Raw genomic sequence first — 20,008 nt, 5'->3', positions numbered from 1 at the left:
AGCCGCTAGGTGGTGGGCGCCCCGTACTCGGTCAGGCCGTTCCTGATCGCGAACAACGTGGCACCCACCCTATTGGTTGCACCGATCTTGGTGTAGATGTGCTCCACGTGGTTGCGGACGGTTTTCCGGGCAAGGAACAGGGTGCTGGCGATCTCGGCCGGCGTCATGCCGCGGCAGAGCATGCCGAGGATTTCCACTTCCCGCGGGGTGAGCCCGCCTGCGGCGGCATGGGGACGGCGGGGCTGCTGGCCGGCCGCCACAAGCACGGACTCCACCGCTTCGCTGCCGAGCCTTCCTGCTGAAACTTCCCGCCGGAGCCGGGCAGCCGCATCAGCCGGCGTGAGCGCGGGCCGGTGCGGACGTGGCTCCAGGGAGGCATGGTAGGAGTCGGCAGCCGCCAGGATCCGCTGCTTGATCCCCAGCTCCGCTCCAGCAAGCCCGCGTGGATAGCCGGACCCGTCGAGCCGCTCGTGGTGTGCGCCGGTGAGGGCCGCCTCGCCCTTCAGCCCGGGAACGCGGCTGAGGATCCGCTCGCCCAGAAACGGGTGCATGCGGATGCGTTCCAGCTCCAGCGCGGTGAGGGGTTCCTTCTTGTCCCACACCTGGTTGGACACCCCCAGCCGGCCAAGGTCGTGAACCCAGCCTGCACGGCGGAGCTCCCCGACGTCGTCCGCCGGCAGCCCGTGCTCCTCGCCGGCGGCGGCGGCGAGGGCCGCCACGGCGCGGGAATGCCCGGCCGTGTAGGGAGACTTGAGGTCTGCGAAGTCGCCGATCGCGCGCAGCACCGCATCCAGCTGGCCGCCGGACAGGGGAGCGTCAGCGGGAGCCAGGTCAAGGGCGGCCTGCCAGCAGTCGACGTCGAGGAGTCCTGCGGTGAGTGCCGCGGCCTGGTCGAGGAACAGCCCGGCCAGCGCCGGATCGAACTGGCTGCCGCGGCGCGCCCGGACCATGGCCACCGCCCCGGCCAGCCCCTCCCGGCGCAGGAAGACCTCTGCGGTGTCCGCGAGTTGCATGATCCGCATCTCCAACGGGATGTCCAACCCTGACACGCCCGCCGGCAGGCCCTTGCCGTCCCACCGCTCGAAGGTGTGGGCAAGCAGGCCTGCCACGCCGTCGTCGAGCCCTACACTGCTGGCCAGCACCCCGGCGGAGACGCAGTGCGAGGCAATCATGGTCCGCACGGCCCCGCTGCCGGTGGCCGCGAAACGCGTCCAGCGGGCAACGCGGGCCAGCGGCGGGAGGCCGGCACCGGCATGGCTGAACATGCCGGCGTACATGGGGAGGCCGTGCTGGTCACGGTTGTAGTAGTCGGCGCGGAAGGCGATGTCATCCGTGAACAACGCGGCCAGTTCAAAGGAATCCGCGTGGCAGCCGATCCAGGCCAGCTGGTTGGCGTAGTAGATCCTGCCTTGGCCGGCGGCGTCAACGCCCGCTGCCCCGGCGATCCGTAACGCCAGCAGGGACGCACGCAGCATGTGCTCCATCGGCTGCCCCAGTCCCAGATCGATGGCGAGCGACAGCGCGGCCAGGACTTCGCTGCGCCGGGGCGCAGCCGGTGACTGCATCACACCTGCCATTCTAGGAAGCCGTCAGCCATGGCAGTAGGGACCACGCTCGCGGCGGTTATGCGGCCTGGTTCTTCCCGGCCTTTACCCGGGCAGGACCGGGTCCGGCGGGAGGCGCGGTGGACGGGAACCTGACGCCCACCCGGGCCCCGAACAGGCCGCGCTGCGGAAGCCAGAAGTCCGCCAGGTGGTCCTGGACCGGGAGTGCCCCCGGGACTCCCGCGTCCGCGCCCTGGATTGTGGCCCGGGACTCCGTCACCAGCCACAACTGCCGCGGCTGGGCCTGGAACGTCTGGCCGTTCGGCACCACACCCGCGACCTTCATCCTGCCGGCGTTCAGCAGCGGGCCGGCGAATGCTCCCATGGCCCGGAGCACCAGCTCGTTCCGCCAAAGGCGTTCCGGCATCCGCACGGCCATGGCCGTCAGCATCCTGGTGGCCGCGGACGTGCCTAGCTGCAGGCGCCAGTCAACGGCGCCGGGAACCGTGATCCGGGCGGTGAACGGCTCGCTCCACTGGATGTCGACGTCGGTCTCCACAGTGTGCTGGACGGCCGTCCCGAAATAGCGGGCGCAACTGAATTCGGGTGCGGTGTTGGCGTAGATGGTCCACTCGCCGGCGGGTGTGCGGTGCCAGACGGAGCGGTAGCCGGGGCCCACGGAGCTGACCGGAAAATCCCGGAAGGCCAGGTAGTGGCCACTGCTGAAAGGTAGGCCCAGGACGGCGTAGCCAGCGAAATGCTCGGCGGCGTCGTCCGGAAGTTCGGCAAGTTTCGGTGTTGCCTCTGCTGATGTCTGCGGCTGGTAGATGGTCATGGCCGCCTCCTTTTCTCCATGACCCGAGCCTATGACCGGGCCGCGGCAGGGGCATGGGGCAATTGCCCCATTTTGGCCCACCCTGCACGCGGGTCCCGACGCTATTCCGCGCCGGGATCCCGGCGCCGCACGTGCCGGTGGTGCAGTTCGTAGCTGTCGAACACATCGGCGGATGTGGTTCCGGCGTGGCCGAATTTGCCGCGCAGGACTTCCGCGAGTCCTTCGAGGGCGGCATGGAGCATGCGGCCTGCGAACTGGAGTTCAGCGTTCTCGCTGCGCTGCGCCTGGGATACCAGCTCCTGGGCGTAGGCCACGGTGGCCGGCAGGGAACCGCGCTGCTCAATTTCACGGAAGTAGTAGGTTTCGTGGAACGCGAGGAGGTCTATGCTCACCGACGCCACGTTCCCGGCGATGGACTCCAGCAGTCCGGCCGCGTGAGCCGGGTTCACCGCCAGGAGGCCGGCCGGACCTGCGGCTTCCCGGAGCAGGTTCAGCTGATGGGCAAGCGCCCGGCGACGGTTGAGGGCCGGGAAGGTCTGCAGGATCCAGGTGACCGTTGCCGTCAGCAACCCGAATCCGGTGACGGCCTCGAGGGCAACCACCAGCCTGAGCACCGGATGCGCCGCCACGATGTCGCCGAAGCCCACCGTGGAGAGCGTGACCAGGGACATGTACAGGGCTTCGGCGAAGTCGGCCTGCAGCGGAACCCCGGCACCATAAACAAAACCGTCCGTCAGGTGGGGCAGGTAGAGCAGGGCCCAGCCGACGGCCGCCAGGCCGGCCCACGCACCGATGACGGCCGCCATCGCCAGGGGCGCTGCGATGAACGTGCCCCGGCCCCGCAGTTTCCTCGACACCAGCCAGAACCCGCGCATGATCGCCCGGCCCAGGGGCCCGGAGCCGTGCGGGTAAAGGAGCGTACGGAAGACGTCCACGAGCATCAGCAGAACCAGCCCGGCGCCCAACACCGTCCAGAGCGTGTCCTCGAAGTCCATCCCTCATCTTAGAAGCGGCACGGCCACGCCGGGGAAACTAGCCTTTGGCCTCGTACGCCTTGGGCAGCTTCAGCCCGCGTTCCTCCATGAGGGTGCGCAGCCGGGTGGGGTAGTCGGTGATGATGCCGTCCACGCCCAGGTCCATCAGGCGCGCCATGTCCGCGGTGGTGTTCACGGTCCAGGGGATGACGGGCAGCCCCACTGCGTGGGCATCGGTGATCATCGCAGGGGTGACGGAACGGAACGTGGGGGAGACGGCGTCGTACCCCAGGGCGGCTGCCGCCTTGGGAAGCGAACCGTTGTAGTCGTCGATGTCGATGCCGCCCAGGTTGGGGCTCTTGCCGGGCTGGCCCACGCCCATCCAGGCGTCGCCGCTGGAGAGTGCCACCAGGGTCAGCCCGGGTGAGGGACTCCATGCCGGCGCCGCCGATCTCGCTGTCGTTCACCTTGGTTTCCACGTTGAAGCGGACTTTCGCGGCGTTGGTGTCGCGGGCCAGCTGGTACACGTCCTTGAGCTCGGCGATCCGGTTGCCCTCGATGACGTCCTGGTCCGGGTAGCCGGGCAGCTGCATGAAGCCGCAGTCCAGGGTCTTGACCTGGGCCAGGGACAGCTCGGCCACGCGGTCGCCCACGTACGGGAACTCGGGGTCGCCGGCGGTGGCCGGTGCGGTGTCGACGCACTTGTTCGCCTGGATGGTGTCGTCGTGCCAGACGATCACCTTGCCGTCCTCTGTCAGGTGGGTGTCCAGCTCCAGGGTGGTCACGCCCAGCTTCAGGGAGTTGGCGAAGGCGGTGAGGGACTCTTCGGTCCACTCGCCGCGGCCGCCGCGGTGGCTCTGCAGGTCGAAGGACACGTTGCGTTCGTTGACTTTGATCGCCGAGGTGGCAGCGCCGGCAGCGTTCGACGACGGCGTGCCGGCCCCGTTCTCCGGGGCGGCGACGGCGGGGCTCGCCATGGCGGCGATGAGGGCGGCGGCTGCCGCAGCAGTCAGGACGTGGCGCATGGGTGGTTTCCTCCTGGGATTTCATTGATGCGCCCGGGTGGCGGTGCCAGAATGGTCGAAGCACATAAAATCAGCCGCCATGGGACCTGGGCCGGGACTGAACGCAGGGTTCCGTCCGCACCTTGACCATTCGGCTCTTCCTGTCAGCCCGGCACGGTTGCCGGGCACCCGGGCTTCGCCAGCATCGCGAGTCCAATGCCAAAGACGGCGCCATCCGTCGGTGGCGTGTGTCCACTGGAGGTACAAGTGCCTGAATGCCAGCTGGGGGGTAGTTTCGATGCGGCGGTGGGGCAGCCATGACCCGGCAACCTCTGCAGAAGCGCCGGCTCCGCGTCTCAGACGTCAATGTTGTTGACCACCGGACGCTCCGGAAAGCGCTGGGCGGGACCATCGTCGGGAACACGATGGAATGGTACGACGTGGGGGTCTTCGGGTATCTGATCACCACCATGGGGCCGGTGTTCCTGCCCGAAGCGGACAAAGCCGTGCAGAACCTGTTCCTCCTGGGGACGTTCGGGGCCACGTTTATCGCCCGCCCGGTGGGCGGGGTGTTTTTCGGCTGGCTGGGCGACAAGATCGGCCGGCAGAAGGTCCTGGCCATGACCCTGATGCTCATGGCCGCGGCCACGTTCGCCGTCGGTCTGCTCCCCGGGTACTCGGTCCTGGGCATCTGGGCCGCCGTGCTGCTGGTGGTCACCAAGCTGGTGCAGGGGTTTTCGACCGGGGGCGAGTACGCAGGCGCCACTACGTTCGTCAGTGAGCACTCCCCGGACCAGCGCCGCGGCTTCTTTGTCAGCTTCCTGGACATGGGCAGCTATCTGGGCTTCGCCCTGGGCGCCGGTCTGGTGTCCGTCCTCCAGCTCATCCTGGGCCAGGCCGGGATGGAGGCCTGGGGCTGGCGAATTCCGTTCCTTATTGCCGGGCCCCTGGGCATCATTGCGATCTACTTCCGGATGAAAATTGAGGAATCGCCGGCGTTCCGGGCAACCCTTGAGGCCGAGGCGGAGACGGCCAGGCACCCCGAAACCGGGGAGGTGCTCGGTCCCCTGGGCCCGGTGGGAATCCTCAAGGCCCACTGGCAGCGGATCGTGCTGGCCATGATCCTGGTGGCCGCCGCCAACACGGTGGGCTACGCGCTGACCTCCTACATGCCCACGTACCTGACCACCAACAAGGGCTACGACGAAATCCACGGGACCCTCCTGACCATTCCGGTCCTGGTGGTCATGTCCCTGTGCATTCCGCTGACCGGCCATCTCTCGGACCGGATCGGCCGGCGCCCGGTGCTGTGGATAGGTGCCATCAGCACGGTGGTCCTGGCGCTGCCGGCCTTCACCCTGATCTCCGTCGGAACCATCCCGGCCACGGTCACCGGCCTGGCCCTGGTGGCCTTCCCGGTGACGTTCTACGTGGCCAACCTCGCCTCCGCGCTGCCGGCGCTGTTCCCCACGGCCCACCGCTACGGGGCCATGGGGATCGCGTACAACTTTGCCGTGGCCATCTTCGGCGGCACCACGCCGTTCATTATTGCCAGCCTGATCCAACTGACGGGCAACGACCTGATGCCCGCGTATTACCTCATGGCCACCTCGGCCATCGCCGCGGTCACCATCTACTTCCTGCCCGAATCCGCCCGGCGGCACCTGCCCGGGTCGATGCCCAGCGTGGATTCGGAGCAGGCCGCCCGCGAACTGGTGGCAACCCAGGACGCCAACCCCCTGCTGGACATGGCCACGCTGCCGTTCGGCCCCGGATACGAGGCCGGAAGGGCGGCGCACGCGGGACCCGAAGGCAGGGCGGGGGAGCGGTGACGGGCCGGCACCCCTGTATCCTGACAAGGTAGCTCAAGGGTCCCCGGGGCCATCGACCAGGGCCTGACTCCGGCCCCCGAATTTCCCGGAATGGAACCTCTATCAGCACTGACCCAGCAGCTCCCGCCAGCCCCCCCGCGTCCGCGCACACCCCTGCGGCGGAGGAACCCGCCGTCGTGACCTGGACCGAGGCCGGCGAGAGCAGGACCGCGCGCTGGCGTTCGGCGAACGGCCGGCCGGCGCCCACGCGGGTGGAAGTGGTGGACGATTCCCTCACGGCCGATGACGCGAACCGGATGGCATCCCAGGGGGTCGCGATGCTCTGGCACGGTGACTTCCACAACGCGCGGCAGATCCTCAACGCCCTGGACCGGCGGGTAGGCGCCGGAAAGAAGACCGGAGGAATCCCCGCCGATCAGTTCTACCGGCACCGCCAGGCCGCCTCGCACCGTGCACGCATTCTCGGCCTGCTGCTGATTCCCCTTGACCCCGGTCCGGTGGTGCCGCTGCGCCGCGCACCGGACATCCGGGAGGCCGCCGCGGAAGCGTACGGTGAGATCGGCGAACCCTCCGTGGTGTCCCTGCATGAGCTGGTCGGGGCCATCGGCGCGCACGAGTGGCGGCGGAACGGCGTCTACGTCGAGGCGCTGCAGGGCCGGATCCACCCGCACTACGGCACGTTCTTCCCCACCCGCAGCGAGTACGTGGACCTCGTGGCGACTGCTGCGCTGCCGGCTGACACGCTGGCGTTCGACGTCGGAACCGGCACCGGGGTGCTCGCCGCCGTCCTCGCCCGCCGCGGCGTCCGCCGCGTGGTGGCCACCGACAACCAGCCGCGCGCCATCGCCTGCGCCGCCGAGAACTTCCGGAACCTCGGCGTCGCGGACCGTGCCGAAGCCGTCCTGACGGACATGTTCCCGCCCGGACGCGCACCGCTGATCGTCTGCAACCCGCCCTGGCTTCCGGCCACGCCGCACTCCAGCCTGGACAGCGCCGTCTACGACCCCGGCAGCAGGATGCTGTTCCGGTTCCTGAACGAACTCCCCGCCCACCTGGAGCCCGGCGGTGAAGGCTGGCTGGTGCTCTCCGACCTGGCCGAACACCTTGGCCTGCGCTCGCGGGAGGACCTGCTGACCGCCATCGAAGCGGCCGGGCTGAAAGTGACGGAACGGCTCGACACCCGGCCAACGCATGCGAAGGCATCGGACCCCAACGATCCGCTGTTCCAGGCACGCTCCGCCGAGGTCACGTCCCTCTGGCGGCTTGTTCCCCGGTAGTCCCGGGGGGCGATGGACTTGTCCCTAGGACGCGGAAGGGTGCCTGACGAGGCCCAGCTTCAAAAGCGTGGCCGCGAGCCAGGTGACGGCGCTGCAGGCCGCGACGCCCCAGGCAATGTCGGTGACCGCAACGAGGGCGGGGAAGTCCTTGAGGACTGCCAGCCCGGTGAGCGCCCAGGTGGCATAGGTGAAGAAGCCGAACAGCGCCCCGCCGGCCACCCGCTGCCGCATGGTGGCCCGCTGCTGGTTCGGCCTGATGCCGTAGTGCACCATCCCCGCGACATAGATGAGATAGAAGGCTGCAGCGCCGGCCACGTTGGGGCTGTCAGCCAGCAGGCCCGGAATCTGGCTTTCATACTGCCGGCTGGCCACGGTGGTGATCCAGAGGACGTCGAGCACGGCAAACAGCACCGCAGCCACTGCATAGGCCAGCAACCACTTTTTGACTGGGGCGTTGCCCTGGGCGTTCATGCGCGCCTCCCTGATTCGGCATAGAGTTTTTCGACGATGGGGCGGGCGTGTTCGGTGAAGGCGCCGCGCTTGAGTTTCATGGTGGGGGTCACGAAGCCGTTGGCCTCGCTGAGGTCCGTGAGCAGGAGGACAAAGCGGCGCACCTGCTCGGACCGAGCGATCTTCGCATTGGCGGCGTTGACTGCCTTGCCGATGGCGCTCAGGAGCCGGCTGTCGTCGATCTGCACTGCGCCCCCGCCGTGAGGAATGCGCAGGCCGGCCAGATCGGAGATGCCCTCGCGCTCGGCCCAGGCCGCCACGGACTCGGGGTCCAGCAGCACCAGTCCGCCGAGGTAGGGCTTGCCCTCGCCCACCATCACCGCGTGTGCCACGAGCGGGTCCCCCTCCACATAGCCTTCCCAGATGGCGGGCGAGATGGTCTTGCCGCCGGCGGTGACAATCACGTCCTTGCTCCGGCCCGTGAGGGTAAGCCGGCCCCGCTCATCCAGGGCCCCGAGATCGCCCGTGCGGAAGAACCCATCCTCGAAGGCTTCTTCGTTGTCGGCGGCCCGGCGGTAACCGGCGAAAACGCCCACGCCGCGGGCCAGCACCTCGCCCTGTTCAGAGATGCGCACCGTGGTGCCGGGCATGGGGACGCCCACGGAGCCAGCCTTGATGGACCCGGGCATGTTCCCGGTCAGCGGGGCGGTGGTCTCAGTCAGCCCGTAGCCCTCGATGACGGGAAGGCCCAGGCCGCGGAAGAACAGGGACAGTTCGGCATCGAGTGCGGCGGCGCCGGAGAGCAGGAAGTCCAGCCGGCCGCCCACCAGCGTCCTGAGCCGCGCGTAGAAGAGGCGGCCGAACAGTGCATGCCGGGCACGCAGGCCGAACGGGGCACGCACGGTGGGGTCGGCGTCGTGCGCTTCTGCAAACCTGCCCCATTCCACGGCGGTGCGCTGCGCCAAAGCCCACACCGGCCCGAGTTTCTTTTTCGCGGCGGCGGCCGCGGCGGATGCCTGGATCTTCTGCAGAACGCGCGGGACCACCACCAGGAACGTGGGTTTCAGCGCGCCGAGGGCGGGAACCACGTCCCGGGGATCGGACAGGTGCGCGATGCGCATGCCGTTGGCCAGGCAGATCAGCTGGAGTCCGCGCGCCAGCACATGGGCCATGGGCAGGAAGATGATGGTGTTCCCGTCACCCCGGACCACCTCGGTGTACGCGGCGGCCACGTTCAGCACCTGGCCCACGAAGTTGCCGTGGGTGATGAGGGCACCTTTTGGCGCCGCGGTGGTGCCGGAGGTGTAGACGATGGTGGCCACCGAGTCCAGATCCGCCAGCAGGCGGCGCTGCTCGACGGCGGCATCGGGGACGTGCGCGCCCGCCGCCGCCAGCCTGGCAAGGTCTGCGCGGTCACTGACCTGGCGGGCGTCCATGGTCCACACGCCGAGGCCGGCCGTCCCGGCCTGCTCGAATCCCTGTTCCAGCAGGAGGGCGTGCGCGGCGCTGCCCGCCACGGCGAGGCGCACCTCGGCGTCCTTGAGGATGGCGGTCACCTGGGGCAGGGCCGAGGTTTCGTAAATGGGAACCACGACGGCGCCGGCGAACCACGCCGCCATGTCCGCCAGGGCCCATTCGTAGCGGGTGGGAGACATGATGGCGAGCGATTCGCCCGGCTGCAGTCCGGCGGCGATAAAGCCCTTGGCCAGGGCCCGGACCTCGTGGACGAACTGCTGCGTGGTCACCTGCCGCCAGGGCTCGGTGATCGCGGCTCCCCCGGAGCGCACCTCGAAGGCGACGTGCCCGGGGTCTGACCGGAACCGCTGCATCAGCAGGTCGGTGGCGTTCCGGTGGCCGGCGGTGGACACCAGGGGCGGGGAGGTGATCTCTCTCAACGGGCATCCTTTTGTGAAAGTGCGTTCAAATGGGCCTGCATCTGGCCGGCAGCGGCGTGGAGGAAGGCCTCCACGACGGCCTGGTCTGCGGCGGGGAGCGCCGACAGGTACGTGCTGGTGGCGGCGACCAGGGGCCGCATCAGATCCATGATGTCCCGGGACGCCGCGGGGGTGACGTTCACCCGCACGTGCCGCCGGTCCTCGGCGCTCCGCAGCCGCACCGCGTAGGCGTGGGCTTCCAGCCGGCTGACGATCGCGGTGGTGGTGGCTGCGGAAGCACCCAGTTCCTCGGCGAGCTTTCCCACCGTCACCGGCCCCACCTGGGCCAGCACCGAGAGGGCACGGTAATCGGTGAGGTTCAGGCCCAGGGTGCGGGCCACCTCGCGTTCGGTCTCATTGGCGAGCGCGAACATCCCCTGCAGGATGAACGCGGCCGGATGAAAGGACGTGGCTTCCGTCATCCCATCTTGTTGCGTTTGCATGTACTCATAATACCCAATACTGTGGAACCATCAAATCGGTTTGAATATTAGCTGGCCTAGCATAGTGACTGGCTAGCGTTATGTCCGGCAAGGGCTGCGGGCGGGAAAGGGGCTTTGATGACCAAGGAATCAGAACGCAAGGCGGCCATCGTGCTGCCTGTGGTGGTGCTCGTCGGCGCGCTTGTGGCGGTTGCCGGCAGTCAGGGCGGTGCCGCTGTGGGCGGCTGGCCGCTGTTCGGGCTGGGAGTGGCCGCGGCCTTCCTGATCCAGTGGCTGGCGTTCATCCCGGCGTTCAAGGCGCAGACGGAGCGGTTTTACGACTTCACCGGCGCCCTGACGTATATCAGCATCACGCTGTTCCTGGTGCTGCTCAGCCCGGACATGGACGCCCGCGGCTGGCTGCTGGCGGCCATGGTGATGGTGTGGGCGCTGCGGCTGGGAACCTTCCTGTTCCGCCGGGTCACCAAGCACGGCAAGGACGATCGCTTTGACGAAATCAAGCCCTCCTTTGTCCGCTTCCTGAACACCTGGACCGTGCAGGGGCTGTGGGTGGTCCTCACCGCGGCGGCGGCCTGGATCGCCATTACGTCGGCCACGCGGGTGGCGCTGGACTGGTGGGCGCTGGCCGGTGTCGTGGTGTGGGCAGTCGGGTTCGGCATCGAGGTGGTGGCGGACAACCAGAAGAGCCGGTTCAAGGCGGACCCGGCCAACGAGGGCAGGTTCATTTCCACCGGGCTCTGGGCGAAGTCCCGGCACCCCAACTACTTCGGCGAGATTGTGCTGTGGATCGGCGTGCTGCTGATCGCGGTTCCGGTGCTGGAAGGCTGGCAGTGGGTGGCCCTGATTTCCCCCGTGTTTGTGGCGCTGCTGCTCACCAAGGCCAGCGGCATCCCCATGCTCGAGAAGAAGGCCGAGCGGAAGTGGGGCGGCCAGGCCGACTACGAGGCCTACAAGCGGAACACCCCGGTGCTGATCCCGGGGCTCAAGTAGAGGGTCGTAGGCAACCAGGAACCGCGGGCTGCAGGCTGCGGGCCGCGGGCCGCGGCCCGCGGGCTGGGTCAGGCGCCGGACTCGACGCCTTTCCGCCGCCGGAACATGATCGCGGCCACGGCGAGGCCCAGGACAAACCAGATGAGTCCCGCCGTCAGGGCAACGGGCGTGGCGGACGCCAGCACCACTACCAAAAAGGCGGCCCCGACGGCGGGAACTGCGCCGTGGAGGAACCAGTTTCCCGGGCCGGGGCCCAGCTTTTTGACCAGGAAGTAGCCGATCACCGAGGCATGCAGCAGGATGAACGCCGTCATGGCCCCGACGTTGACGGCCGAGCTGAGGATGTCCAGGCCGTCGCCGCGGGTGGCCGCCCACACGGCCACAATGATGTTCCCGGACGCGGCGAGCAGGATGCTGCGCACAGGCACCCCGGTGCGGGCGGAGACCGTGGCCAGGGCACGGGGCAGCCGCCGTTCGCGGGCCATGTCCATGATGATGCGGCTGCCCGCGCCTTGGCCCACCATCGCCGCGAAGGCAGCGCCCGCGGCCTTGGACAAGGCCAGCAGCCAGTGCAGCCACGGGCCGATGCTGGTATCCACCGCGTTGTAATAGGCGGCACCTTCCAGCGCGGGGTTGGCGGCAAGTTCCGCCGGGCTGGTGGGGGAGAGCAGGGCGCCCACGTAGCTCTGCGCCACGAACAGGACCCCGGCCACGGCCAGGCACAGCATCGTGGCACGGCCCACCATCCGGACGCCGCCCTTGGCCTCCTCGGCGAAGGTGGCCAGGGCGTCGAAGCCGAGGAAGGACAGGACAGCCACGGACACCGCAGCCAGGACCGCGGTAATTGAGAAGCCGCCAATCCCCGTGAACGGGCTCAGCCAGGGCCGCGTGGGTCCGTGGGACACCAGCACCCAGACCCCGAACACCAGCACCACCAGCAGGACCAGCACTTCCAGGAGCACGACGCCGGTGATCACCTTGGAAGCGACCTGAACCCCCGCGAGGTTGAGGGCCGTGGTGGCCAGGACCGCCACCGCCACGAAGGCCCAGATGGGGACGGCCGGGAACAGCGAATTCAGGGCGATCCCGGTGAACATGTAGGCGACGGAGGGTATGAGCAGGTAGTCCAGCAGGATCATCCAGCCTGAGACGTAGCCGGCCCGCGGGCCGATGCCCGCTCCCGCATAGGCGAAGACCGAACCGGCGCGGGGCACCTCCCGGGACATGCGCATGTAGCTGAGCGCGGTGAACCCCATGACCAGTGTGGCGATGACGTATACCGTTGCCACCGCGCCTGACGATTTCGCATCCAGGGTGCCGAAGATCCCCACCGCGGCGGCCGGCCCGATGAAGACCAGGCCGAAGAAGATGAGCTGGCCCAGGGAGATGCTGCGCCGCAGCGTTCCGGTGTCCGGGGCAGGTGCCTGCAGGTCCATGGGGATCATTCTGCTCCTCAGCGGCGCCGGGTGCACGGAAACGGCATCCCGGCCCGCGGCCTCACCGGTGGCATCATGGTCCCATGAGCGAAACAGAAGACCCCACGCTGCGTTCCGTCGAGCTGACCCGTACGGCCACGGCCCGTTACGTGGCGCGTAATGCCGCCGGCGCGGAACTTGAATTCGGCCACGGCGAGGGCCTGCTGAGCCCGGTGGAGCTGCTCCTGGCGGCGATCGCCGGATGTTCGGCCATCGACGTGGACACCGTGACGGCTCGAAGTGCCGAGCCCACGGCCTTCCAGGTCTCGGCCACCGGCCACAAGGTGGTGGAGGACGGTGCCAACCGGGTGGACGGGCTGCACCTGACCTTCAACCTGGCCTTTCCCGATACGGACGAGGGACAGAAGGCCGCCGGGATGGTGGAACGGCTGGTGGACCTCTCCCACGAGAAGTACTGCACCGTCTCACGGACCGTGGAGCACGGCACCGCCGTCACCAACGAGGTCCACGTCGCGGTGGGTGACACCGAGGGCTGACCCGAACTCCTTAGGGCTGAGCCCGCACTGCCGGGCCCCGCCTTGATCCGCGGGCTCTACCCTCATGCCATCATGAAGCTTGAACGTCTTCCCTGCCCTGGTTGAAAGTAGACCCGTGATGTATTTTGACCCCGCAACACGCACTCGAGCACGTGTTGGGCGCCGGGCTGCCCTCGCGCTAGTCGGCACAGCCCTGGCGGCCGGGATTAGCGCCTGCGCCGGACCAGAGACTGCTGAAATGGAACCGGCAGCCGGTGCGCCATCCCCGGTGATGGTGTCATCACCAGACCCCTCGGTGACGCCTTCGCCTACGTCCTCCAAGCGGCTCCGGAAGACTTTTACCCCCGACTACCGCCTTCCTCCAGTCCAGAACGGACTCGCCCCGGTTATCACCAGGATCCAGACCCAGCACCCGGTGGTCTTCCTGACCATCGATGACGGAATCGCCAAGACACCCCGGATGCCAGAACTCATGGCAGAATCCGACCTTCCCGCCACCCTGTTCCTGACCCGCAATTATGTTCAGGACAACCCGGACTTCTTCAAGGCCCTCAAGGCCCAGGGCAGCCTCGTTGAAAACCATACGGTCAGCCACAACATCAACATGGTTCGGGACATGTCCTACAGTCAGCAACTGGCCGAGATCACCGGAATGCAAACCTACGCCGAGCAGCAGTACGGACGGCGGCCCACCCTTTTCCGTCCTCCGGGTGGAGCGTACTCGAACGTGATGCGCAAAGCAGTCGCCGACGCCGGCCTCAAGGCCATCATCACGTGGGAAGCGAAGGCCAACTCAGGCCACATGGACTATCAGGTCGGCAACACCCTGCGCCCCGGCGACATCGTCCTGATGCATTTCCGACCCGAATTCGCCGCAGACCTCGCAGCCTTCCGGCAAGCCCAAACCGCCGCCGGCCTCGAAGTCGTCCTCCTCGAAGACTTCCTCGTCGCCACCTAATCCGGCAAAGGCATCCTCCGCCGACATTGATCCGGGGTTCACAAGGAGGGCCCGAAGGGTTTGTCCAGACGGTGATTTTAATTTAGGTAAGCCGCGCGGGTACCTTTCGTTGCCGAACTGTTGAGCTACGGAAACACCCCCGCCACCTTCGCCTCCGGCGCGCAGGGATCGGCAGCGTTGTCTGGTGCACGGGCTACACTGGCGCCTTCAGCTGGCTAGGGCAGGACCTGACGGATCCCGCAGGGGCACCGTTGCGCCACGGGCCCGCTTCGCCGGCTCCGGGCATCTGGTTCATCGGGTTGCGGTGGCTCATCCGACGGACCTCGGGGAACTTCATAGGTTTTCCGAAAGACGCCGAAGTCATCGCCAACTGCGCACGAAACTTTCTCGGACGCAGGAGTGTCTGAGCCCGGACAACGGTCAAGGTGTTGGCGTGTCCGCCCCGTCCCCGGTGTCCTCCCAGATGACATCGAGATTGTGGAAGATCACCGGCCCATCGCACAGTTCCGCCATCTTGGCTGCGAACTCCGACGTTTCGGGCCGGCCGGAATTCTCCATCGCGGAGTCGAAGGAATCGAAGTCGATGATGGTGAAGTAGGTCCCGGGGTGGTCCCGGTCAGCCGTGGCAACAATGCGGCGGAACGTGGGCGTAGTGCTTCCCTCGGTTCTGGAGGGACGGCCCAGTTCTTCGATCTCCTTGATGCGGGAGGACTTGAATTCGATGATCTGCACAAACCCGGGCATGACGGCTCCTCGACGGCGGTGGATGCTGATGCGGCTGAGAGTAGTCCCGGCGCCGGTCGGCGAACAGGGGACAAATGCCCTAACCGGGCGGCCGTCCCGGCACCGCACTGAAAGGGAGGCCGACGGCGACGCGGGGTGCCGTCGCCGGCCTCCTTCCGGTGGGTATTCATCTCCGTTCGCCTGGAGTTATGTGCTACCGAACAAGCATGGGAACGGCCGAGCAGCCGCGAAAATGAGAGTATCCAACGACTTTAGTAATCAGCTCAAAAGCCATTGACGGCTTCGTCTCCGGCGAGGATGATATTGAACCGTAGGCAGCGGCAGCCGAAAAGGTAAAAGACCCTGCCGGTGACATTCAAAAAGGGATCGGTTATGGCCCGCAATCAATTTCAGGAATGGCCTGCGCGGTCCCGCCACTGGCAGGACCGGCGAATAATTCCTTTTTGGATAAGTGACGGGGAGAGCATCGGGCTGGGCGATGCGGTTAAGGATCTGACAACCTTGGCCGGAATCCCGCCGTGCAGCAGCTGTGAACAGCGCGCCGCTTTCCTTAACAGGCTTTTGCGCCTGCCACGGTTCCGGAAGCGGAGCCGGTCCTAATTATCGTGTTGCCCCGGCGTCATGCCGGGATGTCGGCCTGCCCGCAGCACGGCCGGCGGAGTGTCAGGAGACGGCCATGCCGCAGCAAGTAGTGGTAACGGAAACGTATTGGTGTCCCGGGGCGTGGCCCTGGGAGTGGTTCGATACGTGCACGCGCAAAGTGACCAAGTGGTGTTATGACTTCAGCTGGGTTGAGGAGACCGGCTACGGGCTGGCCAGCCATCTGAAAGGCTGCGAAAACGGAATTCTTTACAGCTGGTGGGCCTTTTCCTTCAATATCTGGGGCAGTACCCAGTACGGTCCGGGGCGAATGTGTTTTACCAGCAAGTTGAGTTCTTCGGGCCGCTGCGCCGCGTCCGCTGTTTCAGGCCTGACGGTTACGGCTGAAGCGCCGAGGATTCAATCCATGGCCCGCCGCCAAATCCGCGGGCCGGTGCACCGGCCGTTACCCGGTGAAGAAGAACAGCCCATGCTTGATGACGGTGGCGGGAAGTAATTCCATGCGCGCCACACTGAATTTGGAAACGGTGCTGCAGAATGTCCATTGCCATGATGAGGGCGATGGGTGGGGAAATGCGGAGCCGTATATCTGGACCGTGTTTTTCAAGGTGGACGGGGACAACTTCGCCGTGGAGGCCGGGTCCGGGCTGATCGGCTCACCCACCATCGTTTCCAGCAACGGAAGCCACGGGAACCTGGGCAACACGGACGTGGATGCAGGGGATGATGTTCCGGTGCCGGACGCCGTCGGCCTCTGGTCCACCAAGCTGAAACCCATCCCCGTCAACGATGCCGGGCTGCGCGCCCTGCTCGGCGAAGACGATCTCCCCGCTTTCGCCGGTGTGGTGGTGTCCCTCATGGAGGAGGACGGCTGGCCGGACTCCCTGGCGAACACGGGGTACGCGGCGTTTGTGGATGCCGTCCAGCTGGCGGTGGTCAAGGTGGCCGCGAGTTTCCAGTACGCGCTGGCGGCACCCACGCCGCAGCAGATCAAGGACGCGATCGAGGAGGTGAAGGCCTCGGCCGCCACGTCGGTCAAGGCGGCGGTCAAGAACGCCATGTCCGGGTGGGAGCTGATCTGGTACGCGACGTTCGGGAACAACGACGACGGGATCGGCACTGAAGCGTTCACCACCACCACCGATGAGCTGGTGGCCACGCCGGCGATCCCGATCAATCGGCGGTGGTCCGGGGACGAATCCGGGGACGGGGACTGGGAGATCAGCGGCGTGTTCCGCGGCTTCCCGCAGCTGGACTGCCACCTTGAGACGCTGTTCTCGTCCAGTGCCTTCCGCGAGGCCCGGCAGGAGGAGTCCCGTGCAAAGAGCTTCGATGCGATGCGGGTCTTCCGGGACGGAGCATTCCGTGAGTCCCCGGGCCTGGGCGCATGGTGGGCGGAATTCGCCGCGGCCAGCCCCGCGCTGGCCATGCTCGCGGAGCAGCGCCCGGACGTCAGGGAGGCCTTGAACGGGCTGGTGCACGACGCCGGCACCTGGCTGGGGAACGGGACGGAACGTATCGGCGGGCAGTCTTTGGAACGGCTGAACACCGTCCTGGATGCCCTGGCCGCCGATGCGCCCGGCCACAGGGCCCGCGTGCTCCGGCAGGCCAAGCGCCTGGTGAAGCGGCTGGACGGGGCCAGTTTTGAGGATGGGGTTCGGTTCGCCGCAGAGATGAAACCGGTCGGCAGGACACCGCGCCGGGACGCTCCCCAGCCGCCCGGGTCACGGGCCTAGGGTTCCCGCAGCACCCACGCGGCATTGTCCGGCTGCAGCCAGCCGCCGGTGTCCAACGGCGCGGCAGTGGCCAGCACGGTCCCGGCCGGCAGCCGCACCGGTTCGGTTCCCATCGCCACGGCAACCAGGAACCGGGGGCTGCGTTCGCAGACTAGCAGGTTCCCGGGCTCCACCCGCCAGCTGCCGTCGTCGTCCGCGGTGAACACGCCCTGCTCCCAAAGCTGGCGGCGGAGGCCGACGGCGGCAGTCACCAGAGCGAGCATGGAACCGGGGTCCTGCTGCTGGGTTTCGGCCGCGTAGGAACCCCAGCCGGGGGGCTGCGGCAGCCAGGGCGCCGCCGCCGGTTGCGCCGAGGAAAACCCGTGGCTCAACAAAGGAGACTCCGTCCAGGGGAGCGGGACGCGGGCGCCGTCGCGGGTGATGCCGCCGCGCGCCCACATCGGATCCGCCCGGGCCGCCAGCGGGACATCCACCTCCGGCAGGCCCAGCTCCTGGCCCTGATAAAGGTAGGCGGCGCCGGGCAGGCCAAGCAGCGCCAACACCGCGGCCCGTGCGCGCCGGGCGCCAAGGTTCCCGCCGCCGAACCGGGTCACGGCCCGGACAATGTCGTGGTTCTCCAGCGCCCAGCTGGGCGCCGCGCCGTGGAGCTGCCGCGCGGCCTCCAGCTCTGAGCCCACGGCAGCCCATGCTTCCGGGTCCCAGCCGAGCTTCACGAAGGCGAACGCGAACGCCTGGTGCATCTCGTCGGCGCGGGTGTAGCGGGCGGCCCGGGAGGGTTCCAGGTTGACCTCGCCCACCAGCAGGCGGTGCGGCTGGTACTTCTCCGCGAGCCTGCGCCAGCGCCGGTACACCTCATGGACGTCCTCCTGGTCCGAAACCAGCGGGTTGGACCGCAGGCCGTCCACCACGTCGGTGGCGGAGGGCGCGTCCGGCAGGCCGTCGGCCTTGAAGAGGGCGTGCGCCACGTCGATCCGGAGGCCGTCCACGCCCTTGTCGAACCAGAAGCGGAGCACCCCTTCGAAGTAGTCGCCCACCGCGGGGTTCCGCCAGTTCCAGTCCGGCTGGCCGGGGGAGAAGAGGTGCAGGTACCAGTCGGTGTCCGTGTCTGAGTCCGGGTTGGCGCGGGACCAGGCCCGGCCGCCGAAGACGCTCTGCCAGTTGTTCGGCGGAACGTCAGAAACGGACCCGGGCCCGGACCTGCGGCCCTCGACGAAGTGGAAGAGTTCCCGCTTCGGCGAGCCGGGCCGGGCGGCCACAGCGGCCTGAAACAGCGGGTGGGCGGAGGAGCAGTGGTTGGGGACCACATCCAGCAGGATCCGCAGGCCCCCCGCGTGGGCCTGTCCCAGGAGTGCATCGAACTCGTCCATGGTGCCGAACAGCGGGTCCACGCCGCAGTAGTCGCTGACGTCGTAGCCCTGGTCCACCTGCGGGGAGGGCTGGAACGGGGTCATCCAGATCCCGTCCACGCCGAGGGACGCGATGTAGGACAGCCGGGCGGCCAAGCCTGCGAGGTCGCCCACGCCGTCGCCGTTGCCGTCCGCGAAGGAGCGCGGATACACCTGGTAGATCACGGCGGAGTCCCACCACTGCCCGGTGACCGGACCTGGAAGGCGGGCGCCGCCGTCGTGCGTCATTTCGGTGGTTGGTCCGCGGCGCCAGGTCCGTCGAACAGGGCGCTGGTGCTGCTCTGGGGCACCACCACGTGGACGGCGTTGCGCTGGACGGTGAAGTCGGTGGGCGTGGTGGCGGCGATCTCGCCGTCGAGGTTCACCGGAAGCAGCGGCTCGGTGATGAGCCGGACATGGCGGCTGGTCAGGTGGTACACGCGGTCGTGTTCGATGAAGCTGCCGTCCTTGAGCAGCCGTGCGATGCTCACGTGTTCCCGGAGCGGGCCGGCCAGGATGGCGTAGATGTCCAGGAGGTGGTCGTCGATTCCGGCGGTGGGGGAGACCGTGTTGCCGCCGCCGTAGTGCCGGCCGTTGCCGACGGCCACCTGCAGCAGGTCCTCGAGCTCCAGCGGCTCGTGGTCCCCGTCCGGGAACTCGAGGCGGGCCCGGAACGGTTTGTGCCGGGCATAGGCCAGAACCGTGGCGATGCTGTAGGCCAGCGGCCCGATGTACCGCTTCAGCCGGGGGCTGAGGGCTTCGGTCACGGATACCGACAGGCCCGCGGAGGCGACGTTGAGGAACGGTTCGCCGTTGGCCCGGCCGAGGTCGATGTCCACCACTTTGCCTTCTGCGATGGTGGCGCACGCCTCGGCAAGGTTGCTCGGAATCTCCAGTGTGCGGGCGAAGTCGTTGGCGGTGCCCAGCGGAAGAACACCGAGCACCACGTTGGTACCGGCAACCCGGCCGGCGGCGTAGGACACCGTCCCGTCGCCGCCGCCGACAACCACCAGGTCGTGCCCGTCCGCAAGCACCTGGTCAAGCGTCCCGGCCAGCTCGCCTCCGGACAGCACGGCGTGCACGGCGGAGACGGGCACGCCTGCCTTGCGCATCGTGTCCACGGCAAGTTCGTGGGCCGCTCCTCGGCGGGATCCGGCGTTGATGACAACGGCGGCGGAGCGGACGTCCCGGGGAGATTTCATGTGCGCCATGGTATGCGGCGGACCTGTGGGTTTCCTATGGCGTCGGCGGAAACCACGACGGCGGTGCATAAGTTTCAGCGACGGGAATCTGCATGCGGGGGAGCCCAAGGCGGCGCCGGACAGCGGGC

Annotated in this window: 19 protein-coding genes and 1 pseudogene; 8 read left to right on the top strand and 12 right to left on the bottom strand. The window is 67.9% G+C overall.

The genetic code is table 11. The annotated features are described in order from the left end of the window. Positions 1 to 5: 5 nt before the first annotated feature. The 5 genes and pseudogenes from PY310_RS14895 to PY310_RS14875 form a co-directional block, all read right to left on the bottom strand. Complete coding sequence (locus PY310_RS14895; RefSeq protein ID WP_275215318.1) at positions 6 to 1,565, bottom strand: HD domain-containing phosphohydrolase; 1,560 nt, start codon at positions 1,563 to 1,565, stop codon at positions 6 to 8. Positions 1,566 to 1,623: 58 nt separating this feature from the next. Beyond that, positions 1,624 to 2,379: a hypothetical protein gene (locus tag PY310_RS14890; protein ID WP_275215249.1), complete on the bottom strand. Its 756-nt coding sequence runs from the start codon at positions 2,377 to 2,379 to the stop codon at positions 1,624 to 1,626. Between the two features lie 101 nt (positions 2,380 to 2,480). Beyond that, entirely contained in the window at positions 2,481 to 3,374 is an 894-nt protein-coding gene (locus PY310_RS14885; protein WP_275215248.1) for a potassium channel family protein, read from the bottom strand. A 37-nt stretch (positions 3,375 to 3,411) separates the two neighbouring features. After that, the gene (locus tag PY310_RS14880) at positions 3,412 to 3,762 is read right to left on the bottom strand and encodes a glycerophosphodiester phosphodiesterase (protein WP_275215247.1); all 351 of its coding nucleotides are present in this window, start codon (positions 3,760 to 3,762) and stop codon (positions 3,412 to 3,414) included. Between the two features lie 115 nt (positions 3,763 to 3,877). After that, positions 3,878 to 4,228 (bottom strand): annotated as a pseudogene (locus PY310_RS14875) (glycerophosphodiester phosphodiesterase family protein); the annotation flags it as partial. Between the two features lie 10 nt (positions 4,229 to 4,238). On the opposite strand from PY310_RS14875, the gene PY310_RS14870 reads away from it, so the two are divergent. The 3 genes from PY310_RS14870 (at position 4,239) to PY310_RS14860 (ending at position 7,466) form a co-directional block, all read left to right on the top strand. Further along, positions 4,239 to 4,406, top strand: coding sequence for a hypothetical protein (locus PY310_RS14870; protein ID WP_275215246.1), 168 nt, complete (start codon positions 4,239 to 4,241; stop codon positions 4,404 to 4,406). A gap of 268 nt (positions 4,407 to 4,674) precedes the next feature. Next, positions 4,675 to 6,189, top strand: a complete 1,515-nt coding sequence (locus PY310_RS14865; protein WP_275215245.1) for an MFS transporter — start codon at positions 4,675 to 4,677, stop codon at positions 6,187 to 6,189. Between the two features lie 176 nt (positions 6,190 to 6,365). Then, positions 6,366 to 7,466 (top strand): N5-glutamine methyltransferase family protein, encoded by a 1,101-nt coding sequence (locus tag PY310_RS14860; protein ID WP_275215244.1) that lies wholly within the window; start codon positions 6,366 to 6,368, stop codon positions 7,464 to 7,466. A 24-nt stretch (positions 7,467 to 7,490) separates the two neighbouring features. On the opposite strand, the gene PY310_RS14855 is transcribed toward PY310_RS14860, so the two are convergent. Genes PY310_RS14855 through PY310_RS14845 form a run of 3 tightly spaced genes read right to left on the bottom strand, consistent with a single transcriptional unit; the run spans position 7,491 to position 10,293 of the window. Next, entirely contained in the window at positions 7,491 to 7,937 is a 447-nt protein-coding gene (locus PY310_RS14855) for a DUF2177 family protein (RefSeq protein ID WP_275215243.1), read from the bottom strand. Further along, positions 7,934 to 9,811, bottom strand: coding sequence for an AMP-dependent synthetase/ligase (locus tag PY310_RS14850; protein WP_275215242.1), 1,878 nt, complete (start codon positions 9,809 to 9,811; stop codon positions 7,934 to 7,936). Before PY310_RS14850 ends, PY310_RS14855 begins: the two co-directional genes overlap by 4 nt. After that, positions 9,808 to 10,293: a MarR family winged helix-turn-helix transcriptional regulator gene (locus PY310_RS14845; protein ID WP_275215241.1), complete on the bottom strand. Its 486-nt coding sequence runs from the start codon at positions 10,291 to 10,293 to the stop codon at positions 9,808 to 9,810. The genes PY310_RS14850 and PY310_RS14845 overlap by 4 nt, the downstream gene beginning before the upstream one ends. Before the next feature lie 117 nt (positions 10,294 to 10,410). Here PY310_RS14845 and PY310_RS14840 point away from each other — a divergent pair, with 117 nt between their 5' ends. Next, the gene (locus tag PY310_RS14840) at positions 10,411 to 11,283 is read left to right on the top strand and encodes a DUF1295 domain-containing protein (protein WP_275215240.1); all 873 of its coding nucleotides are present in this window, start codon (positions 10,411 to 10,413) and stop codon (positions 11,281 to 11,283) included. 68 nt (positions 11,284 to 11,351) lie between these two features. Here PY310_RS14840 and PY310_RS14835 read toward each other — a convergent pair whose 3' ends face one another. Next, positions 11,352 to 12,728: an APC family permease gene (locus PY310_RS14835; RefSeq protein ID WP_275215239.1), complete on the bottom strand. Its 1,377-nt coding sequence runs from the start codon at positions 12,726 to 12,728 to the stop codon at positions 11,352 to 11,354. A 74-nt stretch (positions 12,729 to 12,802) separates the two neighbouring features. On the opposite strand from PY310_RS14835, the gene PY310_RS14830 reads away from it, so the two are divergent. Continuing rightward, positions 12,803 to 13,255: an OsmC family protein gene (locus PY310_RS14830; RefSeq protein WP_275215238.1), complete on the top strand. Its 453-nt coding sequence runs from the start codon at positions 12,803 to 12,805 to the stop codon at positions 13,253 to 13,255. Between the two features lie 238 nt (positions 13,256 to 13,493). Further along, positions 13,494 to 14,213 (top strand): polysaccharide deacetylase family protein, encoded by a 720-nt coding sequence (locus PY310_RS14825; RefSeq protein WP_275215237.1) that lies wholly within the window; start codon positions 13,494 to 13,496, stop codon positions 14,211 to 14,213. Positions 14,214 to 14,633: 420 nt separating this feature from the next. Here the strand turns inward: PY310_RS14825 and PY310_RS14820 are convergent, their stop codons facing one another. Beyond that, on the bottom strand, positions 14,634 to 14,957 hold the full coding sequence (locus PY310_RS14820) for a hypothetical protein (RefSeq protein WP_275215236.1): 324 nt from the start codon (positions 14,955 to 14,957) through the stop codon (positions 14,634 to 14,636). A 676-nt stretch (positions 14,958 to 15,633) separates the two neighbouring features. Here PY310_RS14820 and PY310_RS14815 point away from each other — a divergent pair. Together PY310_RS14815 and PY310_RS14810 are read left to right on the top strand one after the other, a co-directional pair. After that, positions 15,634 to 16,053 carry a hypothetical protein gene (locus PY310_RS14815; protein WP_275215235.1) on the top strand — a complete coding sequence of 140 codons (420 nt, stop codon included), beginning with the start codon at positions 15,634 to 15,636 and terminating at the stop codon, positions 16,051 to 16,053. A 4-nt stretch (positions 16,054 to 16,057) separates the two neighbouring features. Next, complete coding sequence (locus PY310_RS14810; protein WP_275215234.1) at positions 16,058 to 17,293, top strand: hypothetical protein; 1,236 nt, start codon at positions 16,058 to 16,060, stop codon at positions 17,291 to 17,293. On the opposite strand, the gene PY310_RS14805 is transcribed toward PY310_RS14810, so the two are convergent. Further along, positions 17,290 to 18,927, bottom strand: coding sequence for an alpha-amylase family glycosyl hydrolase (locus tag PY310_RS14805; RefSeq protein WP_275215233.1), 1,638 nt, complete (start codon positions 18,925 to 18,927; stop codon positions 17,290 to 17,292). The genes PY310_RS14810 and PY310_RS14805 overlap by 4 nt on opposite strands. Next, complete coding sequence (locus PY310_RS14800) at positions 18,924 to 19,880, bottom strand: lipid kinase (protein WP_275215232.1); 957 nt, start codon at positions 19,878 to 19,880, stop codon at positions 18,924 to 18,926. Before PY310_RS14800 ends, PY310_RS14805 begins: the two co-directional genes overlap by 4 nt. Positions 19,881 to 20,008 lie beyond the last annotated feature (128 nt).

This window comes from Pseudarthrobacter naphthalenicus (assembly GCF_029076445.1).
Classification (GTDB): domain Bacteria; phylum Actinomycetota; class Actinomycetes; order Actinomycetales; family Micrococcaceae; genus Arthrobacter; species Arthrobacter naphthalenicus.
Note: the sequence above shows the minus strand (reverse complement) of the source record. Positions and strands in the feature narration are given on the sequence as shown.

Excerpts from the sequence above, each read along its gene's own strand:
- PY310_RS14895 (WP_275215318.1), bottom strand. The coding sequence starts at position 1,565 with ATGCAGTCACCGGCTGCGCCCCGGCGCAGCGAAGTCCTGGCCGCGCTG.
- PY310_RS14890 (WP_275215249.1), bottom strand. The coding sequence starts at position 2,379 with ATGACCATCTACCAGCCGCAGACATCAGCAGAGGCAACACCGAAACTT.
- PY310_RS14885 (WP_275215248.1), bottom strand. The coding sequence starts at position 3,374 with ATGGACTTCGAGGACACGCTCTGGACGGTGTTGGGCGCCGGGCTGGTT.
- PY310_RS14865 (WP_275215245.1), top strand. The coding sequence starts at position 4,675 with ATGACCCGGCAACCTCTGCAGAAGCGCCGGCTCCGCGTCTCAGACGTC.
- PY310_RS14855 (WP_275215243.1), bottom strand. The coding sequence starts at position 7,937 with ATGAACGCCCAGGGCAACGCCCCAGTCAAAAAGTGGTTGCTGGCCTAT.
- PY310_RS14845 (WP_275215241.1), bottom strand. The coding sequence starts at position 10,293 with ATGCAAACGCAACAAGATGGGATGACGGAAGCCACGTCCTTTCATCCG.
- PY310_RS14840 (WP_275215240.1), top strand. The coding sequence starts at position 10,411 with ATGACCAAGGAATCAGAACGCAAGGCGGCCATCGTGCTGCCTGTGGTG.
- PY310_RS14835 (WP_275215239.1), bottom strand. The coding sequence starts at position 12,728 with ATGATCCCCATGGACCTGCAGGCACCTGCCCCGGACACCGGAACGCTG.
- PY310_RS14830 (WP_275215238.1), top strand. The coding sequence starts at position 12,803 with ATGAGCGAAACAGAAGACCCCACGCTGCGTTCCGTCGAGCTGACCCGT.
- PY310_RS14825 (WP_275215237.1), top strand. The coding sequence starts at position 13,494 with ATGGAACCGGCAGCCGGTGCGCCATCCCCGGTGATGGTGTCATCACCA.
- PY310_RS14820 (WP_275215236.1), bottom strand. The coding sequence starts at position 14,957 with ATGCCCGGGTTTGTGCAGATCATCGAATTCAAGTCCTCCCGCATCAAG.
- PY310_RS14815 (WP_275215235.1), top strand. The coding sequence starts at position 15,634 with ATGCCGCAGCAAGTAGTGGTAACGGAAACGTATTGGTGTCCCGGGGCG.
- PY310_RS14810 (WP_275215234.1), top strand. The coding sequence starts at position 16,058 with ATGCGCGCCACACTGAATTTGGAAACGGTGCTGCAGAATGTCCATTGC.
- PY310_RS14805 (WP_275215233.1), bottom strand. The coding sequence starts at position 18,927 with ATGACGCACGACGGCGGCGCCCGCCTTCCAGGTCCGGTCACCGGGCAG.
- PY310_RS14800 (WP_275215232.1), bottom strand. The coding sequence starts at position 19,880 with ATGAAATCTCCCCGGGACGTCCGCTCCGCCGCCGTTGTCATCAACGCC.